The following is a 17,499-nucleotide window of genomic DNA, read 5'->3' on the forward strand; positions in this document are numbered from 1 at the left end:
ACGATGGGGGTCGGTCAGCCGCAGGTGAGGATCCGGTCGGCGAACTGCTGCTTGAGCTCTGCCGTCTTCGCCCGCCGCGCGGTGTCGTAGGCCGAGACGTTCGACTTGTCGACGACGAACGAACCGGAGTCCACCCGTACGCCGGGATCGCGCACGGAGCACTGCTTCGTCTGCAGGAGGGCCAGCGCCCAGGTGCCGATCTCGGCCTGGCCGACCGGGTTCTGCACCACGGTCGCCGTGAGCGTGCCCTGTCTGATGCCGCTCAGGATCTTGGCGTCGTCGTCGATGGCGACGACCTTCGCCTTCGAACCGGAGGTCCTGACGACGTCGGCGGCGGCGACGGCGGGGTTGTAGGCGGTGGCGACGATGCCCGTGATCTGCTCGCCCTTGGCCGCCATCAGGTCGGACACCGCCTTCTGCGCGGTCTGCAGGTCGGTGTCGATGTCGGTGATGGTCTGCAGGAGCTTCACCCTGCCGCCCGTCTCCCGCACGGCCCGGGCGACGCCCTTGATCCTCAACTGGGTATTGGCGTCGACGTTGTTGCCGGTCAGGTGGACCAGGACGCCGTGGCCGCCCATGGTCGCGATCGCCGCCTTCGCGGCTTTGTAGGCGGCGAGTTGGACGTCCGTGGAGAGACAGAAGTCCGCCTCGTCCTTGGCGCCGGCGGGACAGGAACCGAGCGAAGCCACCGGGACACCCTGCGACTTGAGGTCGGCGAAGGTCGAGTTGATGTCGGTGGGGGACACGCCGAACACCCCGAACGCGTTGTAGCCGCGCGCCGCCAGCGTGGACAGCAGGTTGTTCTGCTTCTGCTGGTCCCACTCGGCCGTCTCGTCGAAGGCGACGGCGCCGAGGCCGTAGGTCCTCCTCGCGGTGGCTCCTGCGGTCTTCCAGGGCTGGAAGTAGGGGTGGGCACCGCCCGGCACGAGGGCGACCTTGGTCCCGGAGGCATCCACGAGTTCGGCGCCGCCGCCCGTCCGTGCGGCCGACGAGGCCGAACCGCCGGACTGGACACCCGAATTGCGGTAGGTGCAGGCCGTCGTCCCGGCGCCGATCAGCACGACGGCGACAACTCCGGGCAGGACGGATCTGGTGGGGAAGCGCATGCCCGACCCTCGCCAAATCAAATAGGAAATGGATGCGGTGATCGTGGGACAGGAACCCTTGTGCGTCAAGGCCTGCGGCAACTTCAGGCGGTGATGAAGGTGTCCGTGGCCTTCGAAACGCCTGGTGGTCCAAAAAAATCGTATAGGAAAGCAATCTCTTGAGCATGGCGGGTTGACAGCAAAGAGCGCTTAAGATGACTGGCCGTAGCGTTCGTTCCCACACAACGTCGCGTGCACCGCAGGGAGATCGACCATGGGTTCCGACGAGGTCTTAACCACACCGCCCGACAGCGCGCTCCTGGACGGCCGGTCGGCCGGCCCCATGGTGCCACGTCTGGTCCTGGGCGCACGGCTGCGCGAACTGCGGGAAGCGCGGCACATCTCCCGTACGGCGGCGGGTGAGGCCATCCGCGCCTCCCGGTCCAAGATCAGCCGCCTTGAGGCCGGACGGCACGGATTCAAACTGCGTGACGTGGCCGACCTGCTCACGCTCTACGGCGTCCGGGACGAGGCCGAGCGCGCCACTCTGCTGACCCTGGCCGAAGAGGCCAACGCCCCTGCCTGGTGGCAGTACTTCAACGATGTCGTGCCCAGCTGGGCGCAGGCCTACCTCGGGGCCGAACAGGCGGCGAGCCTCATCCGCTGCTTCGAGGTCCAGCGCGTGCCCCAGTTGCTGCAGACCCCCGACTACGCGCGCGCCTCCCTGCGGCTCGCCCACACGGAGGCCCGCGGGGAGGAGCTCGACCGGCGGGTCATGCTGCGGATGACCCGCCAGCGGATCCTGCGCAGGCGGCCGGCGGCGCAGCTCTGGGCCGTGATCGACGAGGCCGCCCTGCGCCGCCCGGTGGGTGGCATCCGTACGATGCGCGCCCAGCTGAGGCATCTCATCGAGATCTGCCGGCTCCCTCAAGTCACCGTGCAGATAATGCCGTTCGTCGCCGGCGGCCACGCCGGGGAAGCCGGTCCGGTGACCATCCTGCGGCTGCCCGGCGGCCGGCTGCCCGACATGGTCTACCTCGAACAGCGCGTCACCGCCCTCTATCCCGACCGGCCCAGCGAGATCGAGTGCTACTGGGACGTCATGAACCGCCTGGTGGTCGAGGCGGAATCGCCGGAGGAGACTCCGACGATCCTGCATCGCATCCTTCAGGAGACCTGAGCCGGGATGTGGGCCGGGCCGGGCGGGGTCAGCGTTTGAGGGCGACGCCGCCGTACTGGTGCACCTCCGCGGGCAGGCCCCAGGCACTGTCGTCGGGACGCCAGCGCGAGCACGAGGCCACGCCCGGCTCCAGCAGTTCCAGGCCCTCGAAGAAGCCCGCGATCTGCTCGGGGCTGCGGAGGATGTACGGGATCGAACCGCCCTCGTTGTACTGCCGGATGGCGTCGACGTATGCCTCACTCGTGTCGGTGCTGTCGTACTGCACGAGATAGCTGCCGGTGGGCAGGGCGTCCACCAGTCGCCGCACGATCGACCGGGCCTCGTCGTAGTCCTCGATGTGGCCCAGGATGCCCATCAGCATGAGCGCGACCGGCTGGTCGAAGTCCAGCGTCTTCGCCGCCTCGCGCACGATGGTGGCCGGGTCGCGGAGGTCCGCGTCGACGTAGTTGGTGACGCCCTCCGAGGTGCTGGTGAGCAGGGCGCGGGCGTGCGCCAGCACCAGCGGGTCGTTGTCGACGTAGACGATGCGGCTCTCGGGGGCCGCCCGCTGGGCGATCTCATGGGTGTTGTCCACGTTGGGCAGCCCGGTGCCGACGTCCAGGAACTGCCGGATGCCCTCCTCGGCGGCCAGATGACGCACGGCGCGGGCGAGGAAGTAGCGGGCGGCGCGGGCCCCGGTCTCGATCCCGGGGAAGATCTCGCGGAAGGCGTCCCCGGCGACGCGGTCCACTTCGTAGTTGTCCTTGCCCCCTAACCAGTAGTTCCAGATCCGGGCCGACTGCGGCACCGTCGTGTCGAACTTGGAGAGCGCTTCCTGCTCGGAGCCGGCTGCCTCGTCCGTCATGGTCACTCCTGTGTGTACGTGGTGAGAGCCACCGTGGTGAGAGCCACGAAACCGTCGAACACCGGTCGTGGAGGCCCACGTTATTCCCCACGGCTCGACTCATGCGCCCCGCCGGTCCCAACCACCCTTGTTCGGCCGCCCGTTGGCTTGTTTGCCACCCCGGATGAACAGGAGTCAGCGTTCTGCCGCGTGCCGGGTGAGGAATCCGATGAGAGCGGCCGTGGCGGCGAGGACGGCCACGCTGGTGAGGGCGGCGGGCAGCGAGTACCAGTCCGCCATGAAGCCGATGGCGGGCGGCCCCAGGAGCATGCCGCCGTAGCCGAGGGTGGAGGCGATGGCGACTCCGTCGGGACCGGCCAGGGTGCCGGCGCGTTCGACGGCGACGGGGAAGAGGTTGGCGAGGCCGAGCCCGGTGATCACGAAGCCGAGGACGGCCGCCCACAGGGTGGGCGCGAGCGCGCCGAGCAGCATGCCAACGGCGGCGGTCGTGCCGCCGGCCACGAGGGTGCGTGTCCTTCCGAGGCGTTCGAGCAGCCGGGTGCCGCTGAGCCGGCCGGCGGTCATGGCCAGCGCGAAGCAGGAGTAGCCGATGGCGGCGGCGCCTGCGCTGGCGTCGAGGTCCTGCTGCAGATGCAGGGCGCTCCAGTCGGCGAGGGCGCCTTCGCCGAAGGCCGTGCAGAGGGCGATCAGGCCGAAGGTGACGACGAGGCCGCGGGTGCGGGTGTTGAGGCGGCGGGGCGCGGCCTCCTCCTTCGGTGAGTCGTCGCGAGGTGCCGGGGGCTGCAGGCGGAGCAGGGGGCGGCCGATCAGGGCGGTGACGAGGAGGCCGAGCACCGTGAGGCCGAACAGGTGCTGCGTGGGCGTCAGTGTTCCGGCGACCAGCCCGCCGAGGCCGGCGCCGACCATGCCGCCGAGGCTGAACGCGGCGTGGAAGCTGGGCATGATCGGCCGCTGCATGGCCCGGACCAGCTCGACCGCCGCGCTGTTGAACGCGACGTTGATCCCTCCGTAGGCGGCGCCGAAGATCAGCAGGACGAGGCCGAGGGTGGGTGCGGAGTGGGTGAGTGGGGGGAGGGAGACGCTGAGGGACAGCAACACGGCGCAGGCGACGGTGACTTGGTGGTTGCCGTAGCGGTGGCAGAGGCGGCCGGTGAGCATCATGGTGACGACGGCGCCGGCGGAGACGCCGAGTAGCGCGAGGCCCAGGGTGCCGGCGGAGGCGCCGGTCTGCTCCTTGATGGCGGGGATGCGGACGACCCAGCCGGCGAAGATGAAGCCGTCGAGGGCGAAGAAGGCGGTGAGGACGGCTCGGAGCCGGGTGGGGTCGGTGGGGGTGCCCGGCACGGCGTTGTGCGTTCGGGGTTTGTTTATTTGCGGCACAAAATCAGGCTAGGCGTGGCCCGTGCCGAGGGCAAGGGGGGTCGGCGGGCGCCGGAGGCGAGGTGCGGCTCGCGTCGCGGACCCTGTCCGTGCACCGTCTCGGGGGCGCCGGCAGTCGGATCCGGAGCGGCCTGGCAGGCGGGAGGACCCTTCGTCTTCGGGCCGATCGCACTGTCAGTGCCCTCTGCCGTCGTCGCGCCTGCTGTACGACGCTTTGGCGGCCGAATCCCGTAGAGCCGACTCGCGCGATGACGTGAGGTCCGTCGCGTTCGACCGTGTCCGCCGACTCGGCGACCTTGAGTGTCGGCGGGCCGAGTTCCGTCGGTCCATGGGGTACGAGCACCGAACCGCACCTTCGTCGGCGCTCCCTCAGGCCTCCTCGCGGAAGTGGTAACTCCGCCCGGGCAGGGGGCAGAACGGGTCCGTGCAAGACGACAAGGACCCGACAAGTCCCTGGAGGTGGTGACGTGACCGTCATCGTCGGCCTGGTCCACCGCGGGCGCGTCCACCTCGCCGGAGACTCCGCAGGCAGCAGCGGTTCGCAGCTCACGATCCGCCGCGACCCGAAGGTCTTCACCAACGGCCCCTATGCACTCGGATTCACGACTTCGTTCCGTATGGGCCAGCTCCTGCACCACGCGTTCGAGGCCCCGCACCCCGAAGGCGACCTCGACCGTTTCATGGCCACGCGCTTCATCAACGCCGTCCGAGCCTGCCTGAAGGACGGTGGATGGGCCCGCAAGGACTCCGAGCAGGAACAGGCAGGCGTCTTCCTGGTCGGCATCCACGGCCGTCTCTTCTCGATCCATGACGACTATCAAGTCGGTGAACCCATTGAGGGATATGCCGCTGTGGGCTCCGGGGACGACCTGGCTCTCGGCGCGCTGCACGCCACCGCCGAGCTGGGCCTCAAACCGCGCGAGCGCCTGACTGCCGCCCTGCGTGCCGCGGATCACCACAGCACGTATGTCTCCGCCCCGTACACCTACGTCAGGACACCCCGCTGAACGATCCCGCGGGCGGGGCGGAACCTCGTGCCGTACGACCCCATGTCCGAGCGTCAGCCGACGCGCCCCGATCACCACCGCCTGACGCGGCCGGCCGGGTGTGGGTGCTACCCGGCCGGACGACGCCGGGTAGCGGCGTTCTGGGCGTCGTGGGCCTGCCACGGGCCCGTGTGCCATGAGGGTCAGAGGGAGAGCGGGAGCCGGCCGGTCAGGTGTCGCGGACGGTGCGCCACCGCGCGCCGGTGGTGCCGCTCCAGGGATCCTTGGACGCCGTGTCACCCGGGCCGGATCCGGCGACCGGGCCGCCGCTGTCCGGCACCGTGGCGGGTGGGGCACGTGCGTCACTCCGTGCTGCGCAGGGCGAGCCAGGTCTCGTGGCCCACGATGCCGTCGGCGTCCAGCAGCTTGGCGCTCTGGAAGCTCCGCACAGCCGACTCGGTTCCGGCACCGAAGTCGCCGTCCACGCCTGTGCTCCCGACGTCGTATCCGCGCTTCGTCAGCATGCACTGCACTTGCAGCACTCGGTTGCCGCTGTCTCCCAGGCGAGTGCGTCCGTTGCCGCGGTAGTACGTGCAGTCCGAGATCCAGGCCGGGGTCGCGGGCTCGGCGGTGGCCGGACTGCTCGGGGACGAGGAGGGAGTCGCGTCGGCCGAGGCGCTGGGACCGGCATCGGGAGCGGAGGAAGTGCCGTCCACCGCCGGTGCGGCGGAGCCCGAGTTCTCGGGACGCGTGGCCGCACCGTCGGGGTTCGCGGGGCCGTCGACGCTCTTGCCGGAGGCAGCCCTCGCGTCCGAGGCCCCGGGCGTCGGTGAGAGGGTGGTGCCGCCGGGCATGGTGCGCCCGGTCGTCGTAGTGGACCCCGGGGCGGAAGCGGCGGGTCCGGCGTCGTGGTGACTGAGTACGAAGACCCCTGTGGCCACCGCGCAGACGGCGATGCCCGCGGCGACGGCCCGTACCGTCTTCTTCCGTGCCCAGGTGCGGACTTTGCTCTCCTGGGGGCGTGCCGATGGTGTGCCGGAGGCGGCGTCTGCGGCCCCCACCGGTGGTTCGAGAACGGGCGGACCAGTCCGGTCGCCCTGCCCGGCCGGTGCCGGCGGCACCGCCATCGGGCGGGCGTCCGGAGACCGTAATGGGGCCGGTGATGCGACGGGGAGACGGTACAGCACCTCGTACGCCCGCTGCCGGGCCAGCAGCTGGCCGGCCAGCGGCTGGGGCCACACGGTCGTCTCGGTTCGTGCTGCGGCAGTGTCGACCAAGTCCCGCCCTGTGGGCCGCCGTTCGGGCTCCTTGGCCAGACAGGAGGTCAGCAGTGATCCGAGCGTCGCGTCCGCCGCCGAGATCTCGGCGATCAGCTCGGGGTCCGGCTCCTCGAAGGCCACCCGGTGCATCACGTCGACCCCCGTACCGTCGCCGAACGGGGCACGTCCCACCGTCGCGTACACCAGCGTCCCGGCGAGCGAGAACACGTCCGACGCCGTGTCGGATCTGCCGGTCCTCAAGTGTTCCGGCGACATGTAGGCCGGAGTTCCCACCCGGACGCCCGTGCCGGTGATCGTGCTGGCGTCCATGGCCTTCGAAATGCCGAAGTCGATCACGTGCGCGCCCCCGACGGACAACAGCACGTTGGACGGCTTCAGATCCCGGTGCACGATCCCCGTGGCGGCGAGATCGGCCAGCGCCTGCCCCAGCTCCGCCACCAGACGCCAGACCGCGGCCGTCTCCAGGGCGCCGTGCTCACGCACGGCATGCGCCAGATCGAGCCCCGGGAGGTACTCGGTGGCCATCCACAGCAACTCGTCCTGGAAGCCCGTGCCACACAGTCGCGGTGTGTGCGACGTACTGACCCGTTCGTGCACCGACGCTTCGCGCTCGAACCGGCGCCGGAAGCCGGGATCGTCCGCGTACTCCGGTCTGATCACCTTCACCGCGGCCAGACCGGGGCTGCCGTCCGTGGGACGTGCGAGGTAGACCCGCCCCATTCCGCCGCTGCCGAGCAGGGCCAGCGGCGCGTAGGGACCTATGCGATCCGGATCGCCGAGGCGCAGGGGCGAGGCACCGGTCTGCCGCAGCGCGGCGGCCTCGTTTGTCGCCAGGTCCGGTGGCAGCGGCCGCTGTTCTGACACGGATCCCCCGAAGTGATGTGCGCCGTACGTCAGTTCGGCCCCGAGGATTGACGAGGTTATCCGAGCCGCGGCGTCCGGTCAGGGTTTCCTTCACTTCCGTTCCGTCGGAGTGCTGCTCGGGGTCGCGTTCCGGCGAGCGGTGTACGAGTTCGACCTGGTCCGCTCGCGGGTCGAAGTGCCGATGCACGCCGAAATGTCAGTACGCGGTGCGAGATCCGGCAGACACCTTGTGTCTGTGGGTTGTTGACCCCGCTGCCCGCTGCCCGCGGCGCCGAAGACGAGCAGGGCGAGGCCGAGGGTGCGTCCGGGTGCCGGTCTGCTCTTCGAGGCGGTGGATGCCGGGGGCCGGCAACAGGCCGGCCCGACGTGGTCCGTGCGGGCTCGGCCGAAGGCGCGTTCTGCCGCGGTGAGTTCCGGTCCGGGCACGGTGCGTTCTGGTGACCGTCGCAGGACGCTGCCCGATCCGGAAGTCCTCCAGCGTCGCAGCTCAGACCGGTTCCGCTGAAGGAGGAACGCCTGAACACCGGGGTCGCTCCGAAGACCGCGGAGAGACCGCCTGAGGGAACCGCGGAACTCGTCCGCCGTTGCCTTGTCGGCCGTCCCTCGCGGCGGCCGGTCGCTCCGAGGCCGCTACTTCAGGCCGATCGCGGCGCAGGCCGTGGCGTACTTCGAGGTGCAGATGTCCTTGACGGAGTAGATGCCGTCCGCGATCACGGTGTCCTTGATGTTGTCCTTCGTGAGGGAGACGACCGGTACGAGCATCGCGGGGATCTTCTTCCTGGTGGGGCTGTCGACCGTGTCGCGGGTCAGCGCGTCGAACTGGATGTCGCGGCCCTGGACCTTGTACACCGCGATCTCCGCGGCGCGGGTGGCCTCGTCCGGGAACGGTTTGTACGCGGTCATGTACTGCTCACCCGTGATGATCCGCTGCACCGCGTCCAGGTTGGCGTCCTGGCCGGTCACCGGCGGGATCCTGGTGGCGCCCGCTTCCTTCAGCGCATCGATGACGGCGCCCGCGAGGCCGTCGTTGGCCGCGTAGACGGCGGCGATGTTGTCGAGGCCGAGGGTCTTGATCGCGTTCTTCATGTTCGCCTTGGCGACCGCCGGCGACCACTTGGCCGTGTCGTACTCCTTGGCGATCCGGACCCTGTCCTTCAGTTCGCCGAGGGCACCCTCCTTGAACTTGGCGTAGTTCGTGTCCGCGGGGTCGCCGTTCATCATGACGATCTTGCTGGTTGCCGCCTTGCTGCCGAGCGCGTCGATGATGGCGCGGGCCTGGATCTCGCCGACGAGTTCGTTGTCGTGCGAGACGTACGCGTCGATCGGGCCCTGGGCGAGCCGGTCGTAGGCGATGACGGGGATGCCGGCGTTCTTGGCCTTCTGGACGTCCGGGGCGATGGCCTTGGCGTCCAGCGCGTCGACCAGGATGACGTCGACCTTCTGCTCCACCATCTGCTGGAACTGCCGGCTCTGCTTGTCCTGGCTCGCCTCGGCGTTGGCGTAGACGACCTTGCCCTTGCCGTGCGTGAGGGTGGCGACCTCCTTCTCGATGACGGGGTGGTCGAAGCTTTCGAAGCGTGCGGTGTCCTTGTCGGGCAGGAGCAGCCCCACCGTGATGTCGTCGCCCTTCTCGGGGGATGCGGAGCTGCCGCTTCCGCCGACTCCGTCCATGACGCCGCACGCGGTGAGTGCCAGCGCGGACGCGGAGGCGGTCAGGGCTGTCGCGAGATGACGCATGGGAGTTCCGCGAAGGGCAGGAGCACTCACGAAGGGCGCCTTTCGAGTGTGGGGGAGCGGGGGCTTTCGGTGGTCATTGATGTCAGGCGAGGGGCAGTTGCAGGACAGGGGGATGTGGCCCATGCGCCTGCGGGGGCAGGAAGGCGTCGATACCGCCTCCGCGACCGGGAGGGGGTCCTTCGCCTGCGTGGTTCCTGTCTCCGGTCGTTACCGTCGCACTTCCTTGATGTGGACGTGGTGGTGATCATGGAGAGAGGTTGTGGCGGCTTCGGTGACCCGGTTTGATTCGACCGCGACCGCGACTGTTCCGGTGCCGAAGGAGGGATGATCGCGGTGAACGAGTTCGGTCCAGGGGTGAGTCGGGCAAGGACATCCGCTGCGTCAAGGACCGCCGAGGGGCACCCCGACGGAACCGGACGAGATCGCCGAACTCCGTACCATGTACGTCTTCGTCCCACCGGACGGACAGGGTTGGGGTCTCACGTACGAGGGCCTGGAAGCCGGGTCGCGTGTGCGGAACACCGGGGAGTTCGTCCGCGTCGACGAAGGAGTGTCGGTCCTGGACTGCGCTGCTCGCTCGGTGGTCCGGTTCGCCCTCTGACTCAGGGGCGACGTGCTGCCGGGCGGCACTCTGTCGTCATGTTCAACACGGAGTGGGGACTTGAGGCCGAGCTGCCGCCCACGCCCGTTCCCGGCGGAAACCGCCCGCGCGTCGCTGCCGCCTTCGTGGCGCACCTCGGGGGGCGTGACGAACCGGCGTGCGTCCCGCGGATCAACTTCTAACAAAATTATCATCGAAATTGTTAACAATCTTGGGCCCCGACCGACAGTCTGGGACGCGACCGAGCCGCACAGCCAAACCTGCCCGCGAACTCGCCACGGCGGTGGGCACGTACGGCTGTGACCACGCAACCCGCTGTACAAGGAGGTCTACGGGTGGACGTCAACCGCAGAACTGTGATCCGGAGCGCCACGGGCGTTGCAGCCATGACCGCGTTCGGAGTCGCCGAGGGCGCGGCAGGCACGGCGTTCGCCGCTACCTCGTCCTCGAACAGCGCGTCGACCGCGTCATCGGCCCACTCGCTGGAGTTCGATTCCACCGCCTGGTCCTACGACGCGACCAACGACGTGTACTACCAGATCGGGAAGGTGTACGTCGCCACCCCGGCCTCGACGGACTACGAGAACCTGTCGATCTATGTGCCGGGCGCCTATCTGACGGCCACCGCGAACAGCGACGGCACCACGTACACCGCGAAGCTCAACCGGAAGGGCACCGTCGGCCAGTACTCGGGAAGCACGGCGCCGATCGTGATCCCGGTCAACACCCCCGGCTACGCCCAGCAGGCGCCGGCCACGTCCTACAACTACAGCAGCGTGTCGCAGTACCTCGCGGCCGGGCTCGTCTACGTGTGGCCGGGCCTGCGCGGCCGGGACAGCTCGACCAGCACCCGCTCCGACGCGGCCCCCTGGGGCGTGACCGACCTGAAGGCCGCGGTCCGGTTCCTCCGCTACAACGAGAGCGTCCTGCCCGGCAGCACGGACGACATCGTCCTCTTCGGCATGAGCGGCGGCGGCGCCCAGGACACCGTGGCGGGCACGTCCGGTGACAGCCCCCTCTACCACCCGTATCTGCGCACGATCGGCGCGGCGATGGAGGACGCTCACGGCCGCCCCCTCAGCGACGCGGTCGCCGGCGTGATGGCCTGGTGCCCCATCACCAACCTGCAGGAGGCCAACCTGTCCTACGAGTGGAACATGGGCCAGTTCTCCTCGACCGGCACGCGCGCGTCCGGCACGTGGAGCAGCGCCTACTCGGCGGACCTCGCGAAGGCCTGGCCGAAGTACCTCAACCGCCTGGGGCTGCGCGACGAGCACGGCAGGCGCCTGGAGCTGACCGAGTCCAGCAGCGGCACGTACCTGGCCGGCAGCTACTACGACCACCTGATCGAGGTGATCACCACCTCGCTGAACAACTTCCTGTCGGACAACACCTTCCCGTACACCATCACGACCCAGGGCGGCCCGCCCGGATCGGGCCAGACGGGGACCTCGACCACGTACGAGACCGTCGCCGACTACTTCGCCTACCTCAACACCGCCGGCACATGGGCCACTTACGACGCCACGACCAACACCGCGACGGTGTCCGGCCTCGAAGGCTTCGTCAACAGCCAGAAGAACGCGAACAAGCCGGTCGGCGCGTTCGACGGGTACTCCCGCGGGCAGGGCGAGAACAGCGTCTTCGCGATGGGGCTGGGCGCCCCGTCCCACTTCGCGCCGCTCACCCGCGACGTCGTCGAGGCGAACGAGACGACGTACGCCACCCACTCCGACTGGGACTCCGCCTACGGGTCCGCGGCGTACGACAGCGACTTCGCGAAGAAGGACAGCGTCGGGAAGGACATGGCCTGGCGGGCCGACGCGTACAACCCGCTGTACTTCCTCTCGCCCGCCTTCGCCGGCTACCGGCAGTCGCGGGTGGCGCGGCACTGGCGCATCCGCACCGGCATCATGCAGGGCGACACGGGCAACACCACCGAGATCAACCTCCAGTTGGCCCTGCGGAACTACGGGATCCGCGACGTCGACTTCGCCACGGTGTGGGCCATGGCGCACACCATGGCCGAGCGCACCGGTGACGCGACGACGAACTTCATCAGCTGGGTGGAGTCCGTCGTCAAGAAGTGACAAGCAGTTCGGACACGCAGGGTGCCCGACCGACGAGCGTCGGCCGGGCACCCTGCGGTGTGCTGTCGCCCGGCCAGGACCACGTCCGTGATTGAGGGCCACCGATGAGTTCTGCCGACGGGACCGGTCTGTCAGGACATACACCATCGAGCCACTGACCGGAGACCCAATCATGACCACTCCCGCACACCCCGGCCGCATGCTGTTCCTGAACATTCCCGTGGTGGATCTGGAGCGCAGCAAGGCGTTCTTCGCCGAGCTCGGGTTCAGCTTCAACCCGAAGTTCACCGACGAGACCGCCACCTGCATGCTGGTCGGTGAGCAGGCCTTCGTCATGTTGCTCACCCGCGAGAAGTTCGCGGAGTTCGCGAGACTGCCGCTGGCCGATCCCACCACGCACACGCTGGCGCTCTACTGCTTCAGCGTCTCCTCCCGTGACGAGGTCGACGCGGTCAGCGCCGCCGCACTCGCGGCGGGCGGCACCGAGGTGGACGGCGCCGAGGACTACGGCTTCATGTACTCACGCAGCTTCTACGACCTCGACGGCCACGGCTGGCAGGTCATGTGGATGGACCCGGTGGCGGCGGAGCAGGGCCCCGAGGAGTTCGCGGCCTCCGCGCAGGACACCGGCGCCCGGGCCTGATCCGAGAAGTCGCAACCCTCTTTCGGAGTCGGTGGTCCGTACATGTCGAGAATGGGCCACCGACTCCGTCCCGGGGACAGCAGCGGTCGCCACCGGCCGTACGAGGAAGAGGGAGGAACCCAGCATGACGATTCAGCGGATGGACAACGTCGGCATCGTCGTCGAGGACATGGACGCCGCCGTCGCGTTCTTCGTGGAGCTCGGAATGGAGCTGGAGGGCAGGGGAGAGGTCGAGGGACTCTTCGCCGACCAGTGCACCGGACTCGACGGCGTCCGCTGCGAGATCGCGATGGTCCGGACCCCGGACGGCCGCAGCCGGCTCGAACTCGCGAAGTACCGCAGCCCCGAGGCGACCAGCGCCGGTCCGCGCGACCGGCCGCACAACATCCTGGGCACCCACCGCGTCATGTTCGCCGTCGACGACATCAAGGACACCGTGGCCCGCCTGCGCCCGCACGGCGCCGAACTCGTCGGCGAGATCGCCCGGTTCGAGGACAGCTATCTGCTCTGCTACGTCCGCGGCCCGGAGGGCATCATCGTCGGACTGGCCGAGCAACTCGGCTGAGGACGAGGGTACTTCAGTGGTACCGGACATCCGCACCACGAACTGGCGCGGTGTCCGGGAATGGTCGGGAACCCGCCCCGCGTTGCCAGGACATGACGACGAATTCGCCGCGGCCCGAGGTGTTGCGTTACACCGCCTTCTCCAGTGATCCCTCCGGCGGTAACCCCGCCGGCGTCGTTCTGGACGCCACCGCCCTGGCCGACAGCGACATGCTGGCCATCGCCGCCGAGCTCGGATACTCGGAGTCCGCGTTCCTGACCGCGCCCCCGGAGGGCCTCGGCGGTCCGGAGGGGCGGGCGTACCGCATCCGGTACTTCAGCCCCAAGGCCGAGGTGCCGTTCTGCGGGCACGCCACCGTCGCGACCGCCCTCGCGCTGGCCGAGCGGATCGGCACGGGGGAGTTGGTGTTCGCGACGCGCGCGGGCACTGTGCCGGTGGAGGTGACCGAGGAGAACGGGACGCTCCGGGCCACACTCACCAGCGTCGAACCGCACATCGAGGAGATCGCCGACGCCGACCTCGACGAGGCGCTCGCCGCGCTCGACTGGCCGCGAGCCGATCTGGACCCCGCCTTTCCGCCCCGTATCGCCTTCGCCGGTGCCCGCCATCTCGTGCTCGCGGCGGCGACCCGTGCCCGACTCGCGGATCTTGCCTACGACTTCGGGCGCCTCGAAGCTCTGATGCACCAACTGGACCTGACCACGGTCCAGTTGGTGTGGCGGGAGTCGGCCACGGTATTCCACGTCCGTGACCCCTTCCCCGTCGGCGGCGTCGTCGAGGACCCGGCGACGGGCGCGGCGGCTGCCGCGTTCGGCGCGTACGCGCGTGAACTCGGCCTGGTCCCCGAGGACTCCGTCCTCACTCTGCGCCAGGGCGAGGACCTGGGCCGCCCCGGCGAACTCACCGTGACGCTGCGCGCGGGCGACCCCCGCGTCCGCGTCAGCGGCGCGGGAGCACGCATCGGCTGAAGCTGAAGCGCCGGCCGTCATGACGGTGCACGTGTCCGTCCGTCCCCGGTGTTCGGTGGCCGGCGAGCCGATACGCTGAGCTACAGCCATGTACCGGGGGCGGGGCTGGGGGCGTGGACATGGATCCGCGAATGCAGTTGTCGGTGGGCGGGTACGTCTGCGAGCGCGAGTTGGGCCGCGGCGGGCAAGGTGTGGTGTGGCTCGCCCGGGACGGGGCGGGGCAGCAGGTCGTGGTGAAGTTCCTGCTGCCGGGCAAGGAGTACGACGAGGTCGCGCTCGCCCGGGTGCGCCGGGAGTTCGGCGCCGCGAGCCGGGTCGGTGAACTGGCCACCGCTCGGGTCCTCGACGCGGACCTCTCCGGCCGGCATCCCTACATCGTCAGCGAGTTCGTCCCGGGTCCCACGATCCACCAGCATGTGACCGCGGGCGGTCCGCTGGCCTCGGGGCGGCTGCAGTCCCTCGCGCTCGCCGTCGCGCACGCGCTGGCACAGGTGCACCGGGCGGGTGTCGTGCACCGGGACATCAAACCGTCCAACATCCTGCTCTCCCCGGACGGACCGCGGATCATCGACTTCGGTATCGCCCGCGACGACCGCCTGCTGGAGTCGGCGCTCACCACACCGGGCAGTGTGCTCGGCTCACCCGCGTACATGTCACCCGAGCAGGTCAAATCGCTCCACGTCACCAGCGCCACCGACGTGTTCTCCCTCGGCGGCACGCTCTGCTTCGCTGCCACGGGGAGACATCCCTTCGAGGGAGAGAGCGACTACGAGGTACTGGTCGCCGTGTCCACCCGCGACGCGGACCTCACGGCGGTACCGGAACCCGTCCGTTCCGTCATCGCCGACTGCCTCCGCAAGGACCCGGCGGAACGCCCCACCGCCGCCCAGCTCATCACCCGCCTCGCGGAAGTGGCGGAAGCCGAGCAAGTGGCAGCATCCGTGCAGGCGACGGACGGCGCGCGCACCGAGACCCGTATGCCACCACCCGGACACGGCGGCGGAAGCAGTGGCTCCGATCCCGCATCCCGCCCCGGTCCCGCATCCGGCCCCGTTCCTGCCCCCGGCGGAAGCGCCAGACATCTACGCCTGTGGGGCTTCGCGGCCGGCAGCGCCGCGGTGGCCTTGCTGCTCGCCATCGTGCTCAGCACCACCTCGGGCGGATCGGCCACGGAGAACGGCCCGCAGACGCACGGCTCCGGGAGCTCCACGAGCCCCCAACCCCTCACGTACACCGACGACTTGACCGACTCGGGCGACTGGTCGTACAAGGATCCGGCCCTCGCGAAGATCACGCACAAGGGCGGGACCATGCTCGTGGATCCCAAGTCCGAGCTGGAGGTGTGGCCGCAGGCGCCCTTCGAGCCGTCGTCGTTCGCGGTACGGCTGAGCACCCAGACGGAGTGGTACGGCGGCGAGGGCGGGGTCGGGCTGTGGTGCGACGGGTCGGGGGACTTCCGCAAGGGCTCCCGCTGGGCGACCTACTTGACGACGGATCAGGAGGCCCTGATCGTGCGCGAGTTCAGGTTCAAGGGAGTCTTCCAGCACGACCGGGTTGTCGAGGTCAACCTTGCGGACCTGGGTCTGGAGGTGGGGAGTCGGCAGCAGGTCGACATGTCGATGACCTGTTCCTCGGCCGGTGCGGGCCGGATCAAGGTCGAACTCGCCGTCAACGGTACCCGGGTGGCCTCGTACACCGGCGTCGCCTTCGACGCCCGGGGCTGCGGGGTGGCCGCTTTCCACTACAGCGCGACCGACCCGCGCGGCACGGCCTTCCACGCGGGCTTCGAGCGCTTCGTCGCGTCCGAACTGCCGACGAGTTGAGGGTTCGAACCACTCGCCCGGACGACGGTCCGAACCACTTGCCCGGCCGCCGGTCCGTGACGTGTCAGTGCCCCGTGGCACGATCGCCCGCATGACATCGATCGACGAGCGGATCGTCCTGGAAACAGCCGCCGAGTACGGCGTTCCGGGCGCTGTCGCAAGGGAGTTGACGGCGCGGGTCCGGCCGTGCCTGTATCTGGTGCGGCACAAGGAAGTGCCCGTGTCCCAGCGGGAGTTGGCACGGCCGGCCGCGCGGACGGGCGGACTTCCCGCGCTGCCGGACGGGGTGGACTGGCCCGAAGGACGCGAGCCGCTGGTGCTGAGCGTCGACTGCGCGGCCCTGCCCCGCGACGTCCTCGACATCGAACTGCCCGCCGACGGGCACCTGTTGTTCTTCACCGAGATCGAGTATCCGCCGGAGTCGTCCGCGGTGCTCCACGTCCCCGCCGACGCCCACACCACGGAGCGAGCCGCGACGTACGAACAGAACGGGGAGCCGAGGCAGATCCGGGTCTATGAACCAAGCACCCTCTACCCCGTGGCCGGACTGACCCTCGACAGCGACGGGGAAGGGGGGCCGCGGATCGACGCGTTCCTGGACGGCGGGGGAGCCGGGGAGGCCTTGGACAGCTTCGAGGAAGCCGTCCTGGACAGGGCCTTCGGCGGACACCGTCCCGGAGTCTGCGTGCAGCTCGGCGGGTTCTCCGACCCGTGGGACATGGCGCCGGACGCGGGCGGTCCCGTGCTCCTCGCGCAGCTGCCGGGGCAGGCGATCGACTACGACGTCTTCACCATGAATCTGATCGTGGGCGCACGGGAGGACATCGCCGCCGGACGGTTCGGCGGCCTCCGGTACGAACAGCAGTGCTGAGACGGTCAGGCGTCAGGGTCGACTTCGGGGTGCGTGAACCGCACGGGCCTGCCCAGCGACCGGGCGTAGGCGATTTCGGCTCGAGTGCTGTCTCCGATGCAGTCGCCGACTACGAGCACCTCATCGGCGAGCCGGATCTTGGCCCGGTGCAGATCGTCGAGTCGAACCTTCAGCGCCTCGGCCTCGGCAGGGTCGGACCAGAGTTCGTGCGGCGACTTCATGTCGCAGCCCGGCTTGACGACGATCCTTCCGGCTTTGGTCTTCCGCAGATCGGCCTCGTTCATCTCGGTCATGAAGCGGGTGGAGCCGCAGATCACGACGATACGCGGGAGGCTCAACAGCTTCTTCGTGTCGGCGAGCTTCTCCTCGGGGGTGAGCGGTTGCGGGTATGACACGGATTCCTCCTGGTGGTGTGGTCCATGGGGTGCCTGCGGAGACGGGAACGAGGGTGTCCAAGATCGTTTGGTGACGAACGACGTGGACATCCTCGCGACAGCACGCTGCGCGACGCCCCCGGCACGGAATGCCGACCGGGCACCGGGCGCCGGGACCCGGCCCGATGTGATCCGTGGTTCTTGCCCA

At 69.5% G+C, this 17,499-nt stretch carries 16 protein-coding genes; 10 read left to right on the plus strand and 6 right to left on the minus strand.

The genetic code is table 11. The annotated features are described in order from the left end of the window. Positions 1-14 precede the first annotated feature (14 nt). On the minus strand, positions 15-1,106 hold the full coding sequence (locus AB0I51_RS17985; RefSeq protein WP_362976100.1) for a substrate-binding domain-containing protein: 1,092 nt from the start codon (positions 1,104-1,106) through the stop codon (positions 15-17). 253 nt (positions 1,107-1,359) lie between these two features. On the opposite strand from AB0I51_RS17985, the gene AB0I51_RS17990 reads away from it, so the two are divergent. Further along, complete coding sequence (locus tag AB0I51_RS17990) at positions 1,360-2,265, plus strand: helix-turn-helix transcriptional regulator (RefSeq protein WP_362976102.1); 906 nt, start codon at positions 1,360-1,362, stop codon at positions 2,263-2,265. Between the two features lie 28 nt (positions 2,266-2,293). On the opposite strand, the gene AB0I51_RS17995 is transcribed toward AB0I51_RS17990, so the two are convergent. Next, the gene (locus tag AB0I51_RS17995) at positions 2,294-3,109 is read right to left on the minus strand and encodes an SAM-dependent methyltransferase (RefSeq protein WP_362976104.1); all 816 of its coding nucleotides are present in this window, start codon (positions 3,107-3,109) and stop codon (positions 2,294-2,296) included. Between the two features lie 174 nt (positions 3,110-3,283). Next, positions 3,284-4,453, minus strand: a complete 1,170-nt coding sequence (locus tag AB0I51_RS18000) for an MFS transporter (RefSeq protein ID WP_362976106.1) — start codon at positions 4,451-4,453, stop codon at positions 3,284-3,286. Between the two features lie 503 nt (positions 4,454-4,956). On the opposite strand from AB0I51_RS18000, the gene AB0I51_RS18005 reads away from it, so the two are divergent. Next, positions 4,957-5,496: a hypothetical protein gene (locus AB0I51_RS18005; protein WP_362976108.1), complete on the plus strand. Its 540-nt coding sequence runs from the start codon at positions 4,957-4,959 to the stop codon at positions 5,494-5,496. A 341-nt stretch (positions 5,497-5,837) separates the two neighbouring features. Here the strand turns inward: AB0I51_RS18005 and AB0I51_RS18010 are convergent, their stop codons facing one another. Continuing rightward, positions 5,838-7,619 (minus strand): protein kinase, encoded by a 1,782-nt coding sequence (locus tag AB0I51_RS18010; protein ID WP_362976110.1) that lies wholly within the window; start codon positions 7,617-7,619, stop codon positions 5,838-5,840. Between the two features lie 630 nt (positions 7,620-8,249). Then, positions 8,250-9,356, minus strand: a complete 1,107-nt coding sequence (locus AB0I51_RS18015; RefSeq protein WP_362976112.1) for a substrate-binding domain-containing protein — start codon at positions 9,354-9,356, stop codon at positions 8,250-8,252. A 439-nt stretch (positions 9,357-9,795) separates the two neighbouring features. Here AB0I51_RS18015 and AB0I51_RS18020 point away from each other — a divergent pair, with 439 nt between their 5' ends. The 8 genes from AB0I51_RS18020 to AB0I51_RS18055 all read left to right on the plus strand — a co-directional run bounded on the left by AB0I51_RS18020 (position 9,796) and on the right by AB0I51_RS18055 (position 16,917). Continuing rightward, positions 9,796-9,957, plus strand: coding sequence for a hypothetical protein (locus AB0I51_RS18020; RefSeq protein WP_362976114.1), 162 nt, complete (start codon positions 9,796-9,798; stop codon positions 9,955-9,957). A gap of 38 nt (positions 9,958-9,995) precedes the next feature. Further along, positions 9,996-10,139, plus strand: a complete 144-nt coding sequence (locus tag AB0I51_RS18025) for a hypothetical protein (RefSeq protein ID WP_362976116.1) — start codon at positions 9,996-9,998, stop codon at positions 10,137-10,139. Positions 10,140-10,343: 204 nt separating this feature from the next. After that, positions 10,344-12,047, plus strand: coding sequence for an esterase (locus AB0I51_RS18030; protein WP_362976118.1), 1,704 nt, complete (start codon positions 10,344-10,346; stop codon positions 12,045-12,047). Positions 12,048-12,219: 172 nt separating this feature from the next. Then, on the plus strand, positions 12,220-12,690 hold the full coding sequence (locus AB0I51_RS18035; RefSeq protein WP_362976120.1) for a VOC family protein: 471 nt from the start codon (positions 12,220-12,222) through the stop codon (positions 12,688-12,690). Between the two features lie 124 nt (positions 12,691-12,814). After that, on the plus strand, positions 12,815-13,255 hold the full coding sequence (locus tag AB0I51_RS18040; RefSeq protein ID WP_362976122.1) for a VOC family protein: 441 nt from the start codon (positions 12,815-12,817) through the stop codon (positions 13,253-13,255). A 92-nt stretch (positions 13,256-13,347) separates the two neighbouring features. Continuing rightward, positions 13,348-14,223 (plus strand): PhzF family phenazine biosynthesis isomerase, encoded by an 876-nt coding sequence (locus AB0I51_RS18045; RefSeq protein ID WP_362976124.1) that lies wholly within the window; start codon positions 13,348-13,350, stop codon positions 14,221-14,223. A gap of 131 nt (positions 14,224-14,354) precedes the next feature. Continuing rightward, positions 14,355-16,046 carry a serine/threonine-protein kinase gene (locus AB0I51_RS18050; protein ID WP_362976126.1) on the plus strand — a complete coding sequence of 564 codons (1,692 nt, stop codon included), beginning with the start codon at positions 14,355-14,357 and terminating at the stop codon, positions 16,044-16,046. 91 nt (positions 16,047-16,137) lie between these two features. Then, entirely contained in the window at positions 16,138-16,917 is a 780-nt protein-coding gene (locus AB0I51_RS18055) for a DUF1963 domain-containing protein (protein WP_362976128.1), read from the plus strand. Positions 16,918-16,922: 5 nt separating this feature from the next. Here AB0I51_RS18055 and AB0I51_RS18060 read toward each other — a convergent pair whose 3' ends face one another. Further along, on the minus strand, positions 16,923-17,312 hold the full coding sequence (locus AB0I51_RS18060) for a hypothetical protein (protein WP_362976130.1): 390 nt from the start codon (positions 17,310-17,312) through the stop codon (positions 16,923-16,925). Positions 17,313-17,499 lie beyond the last annotated feature (187 nt).

Origin of the sequence: Streptomyces sp. NPDC050549 (assembly GCF_040655035.1) — a bacterium.
GTDB lineage: Bacteria > Actinomycetota > Actinomycetes > Streptomycetales > Streptomycetaceae > Streptomyces.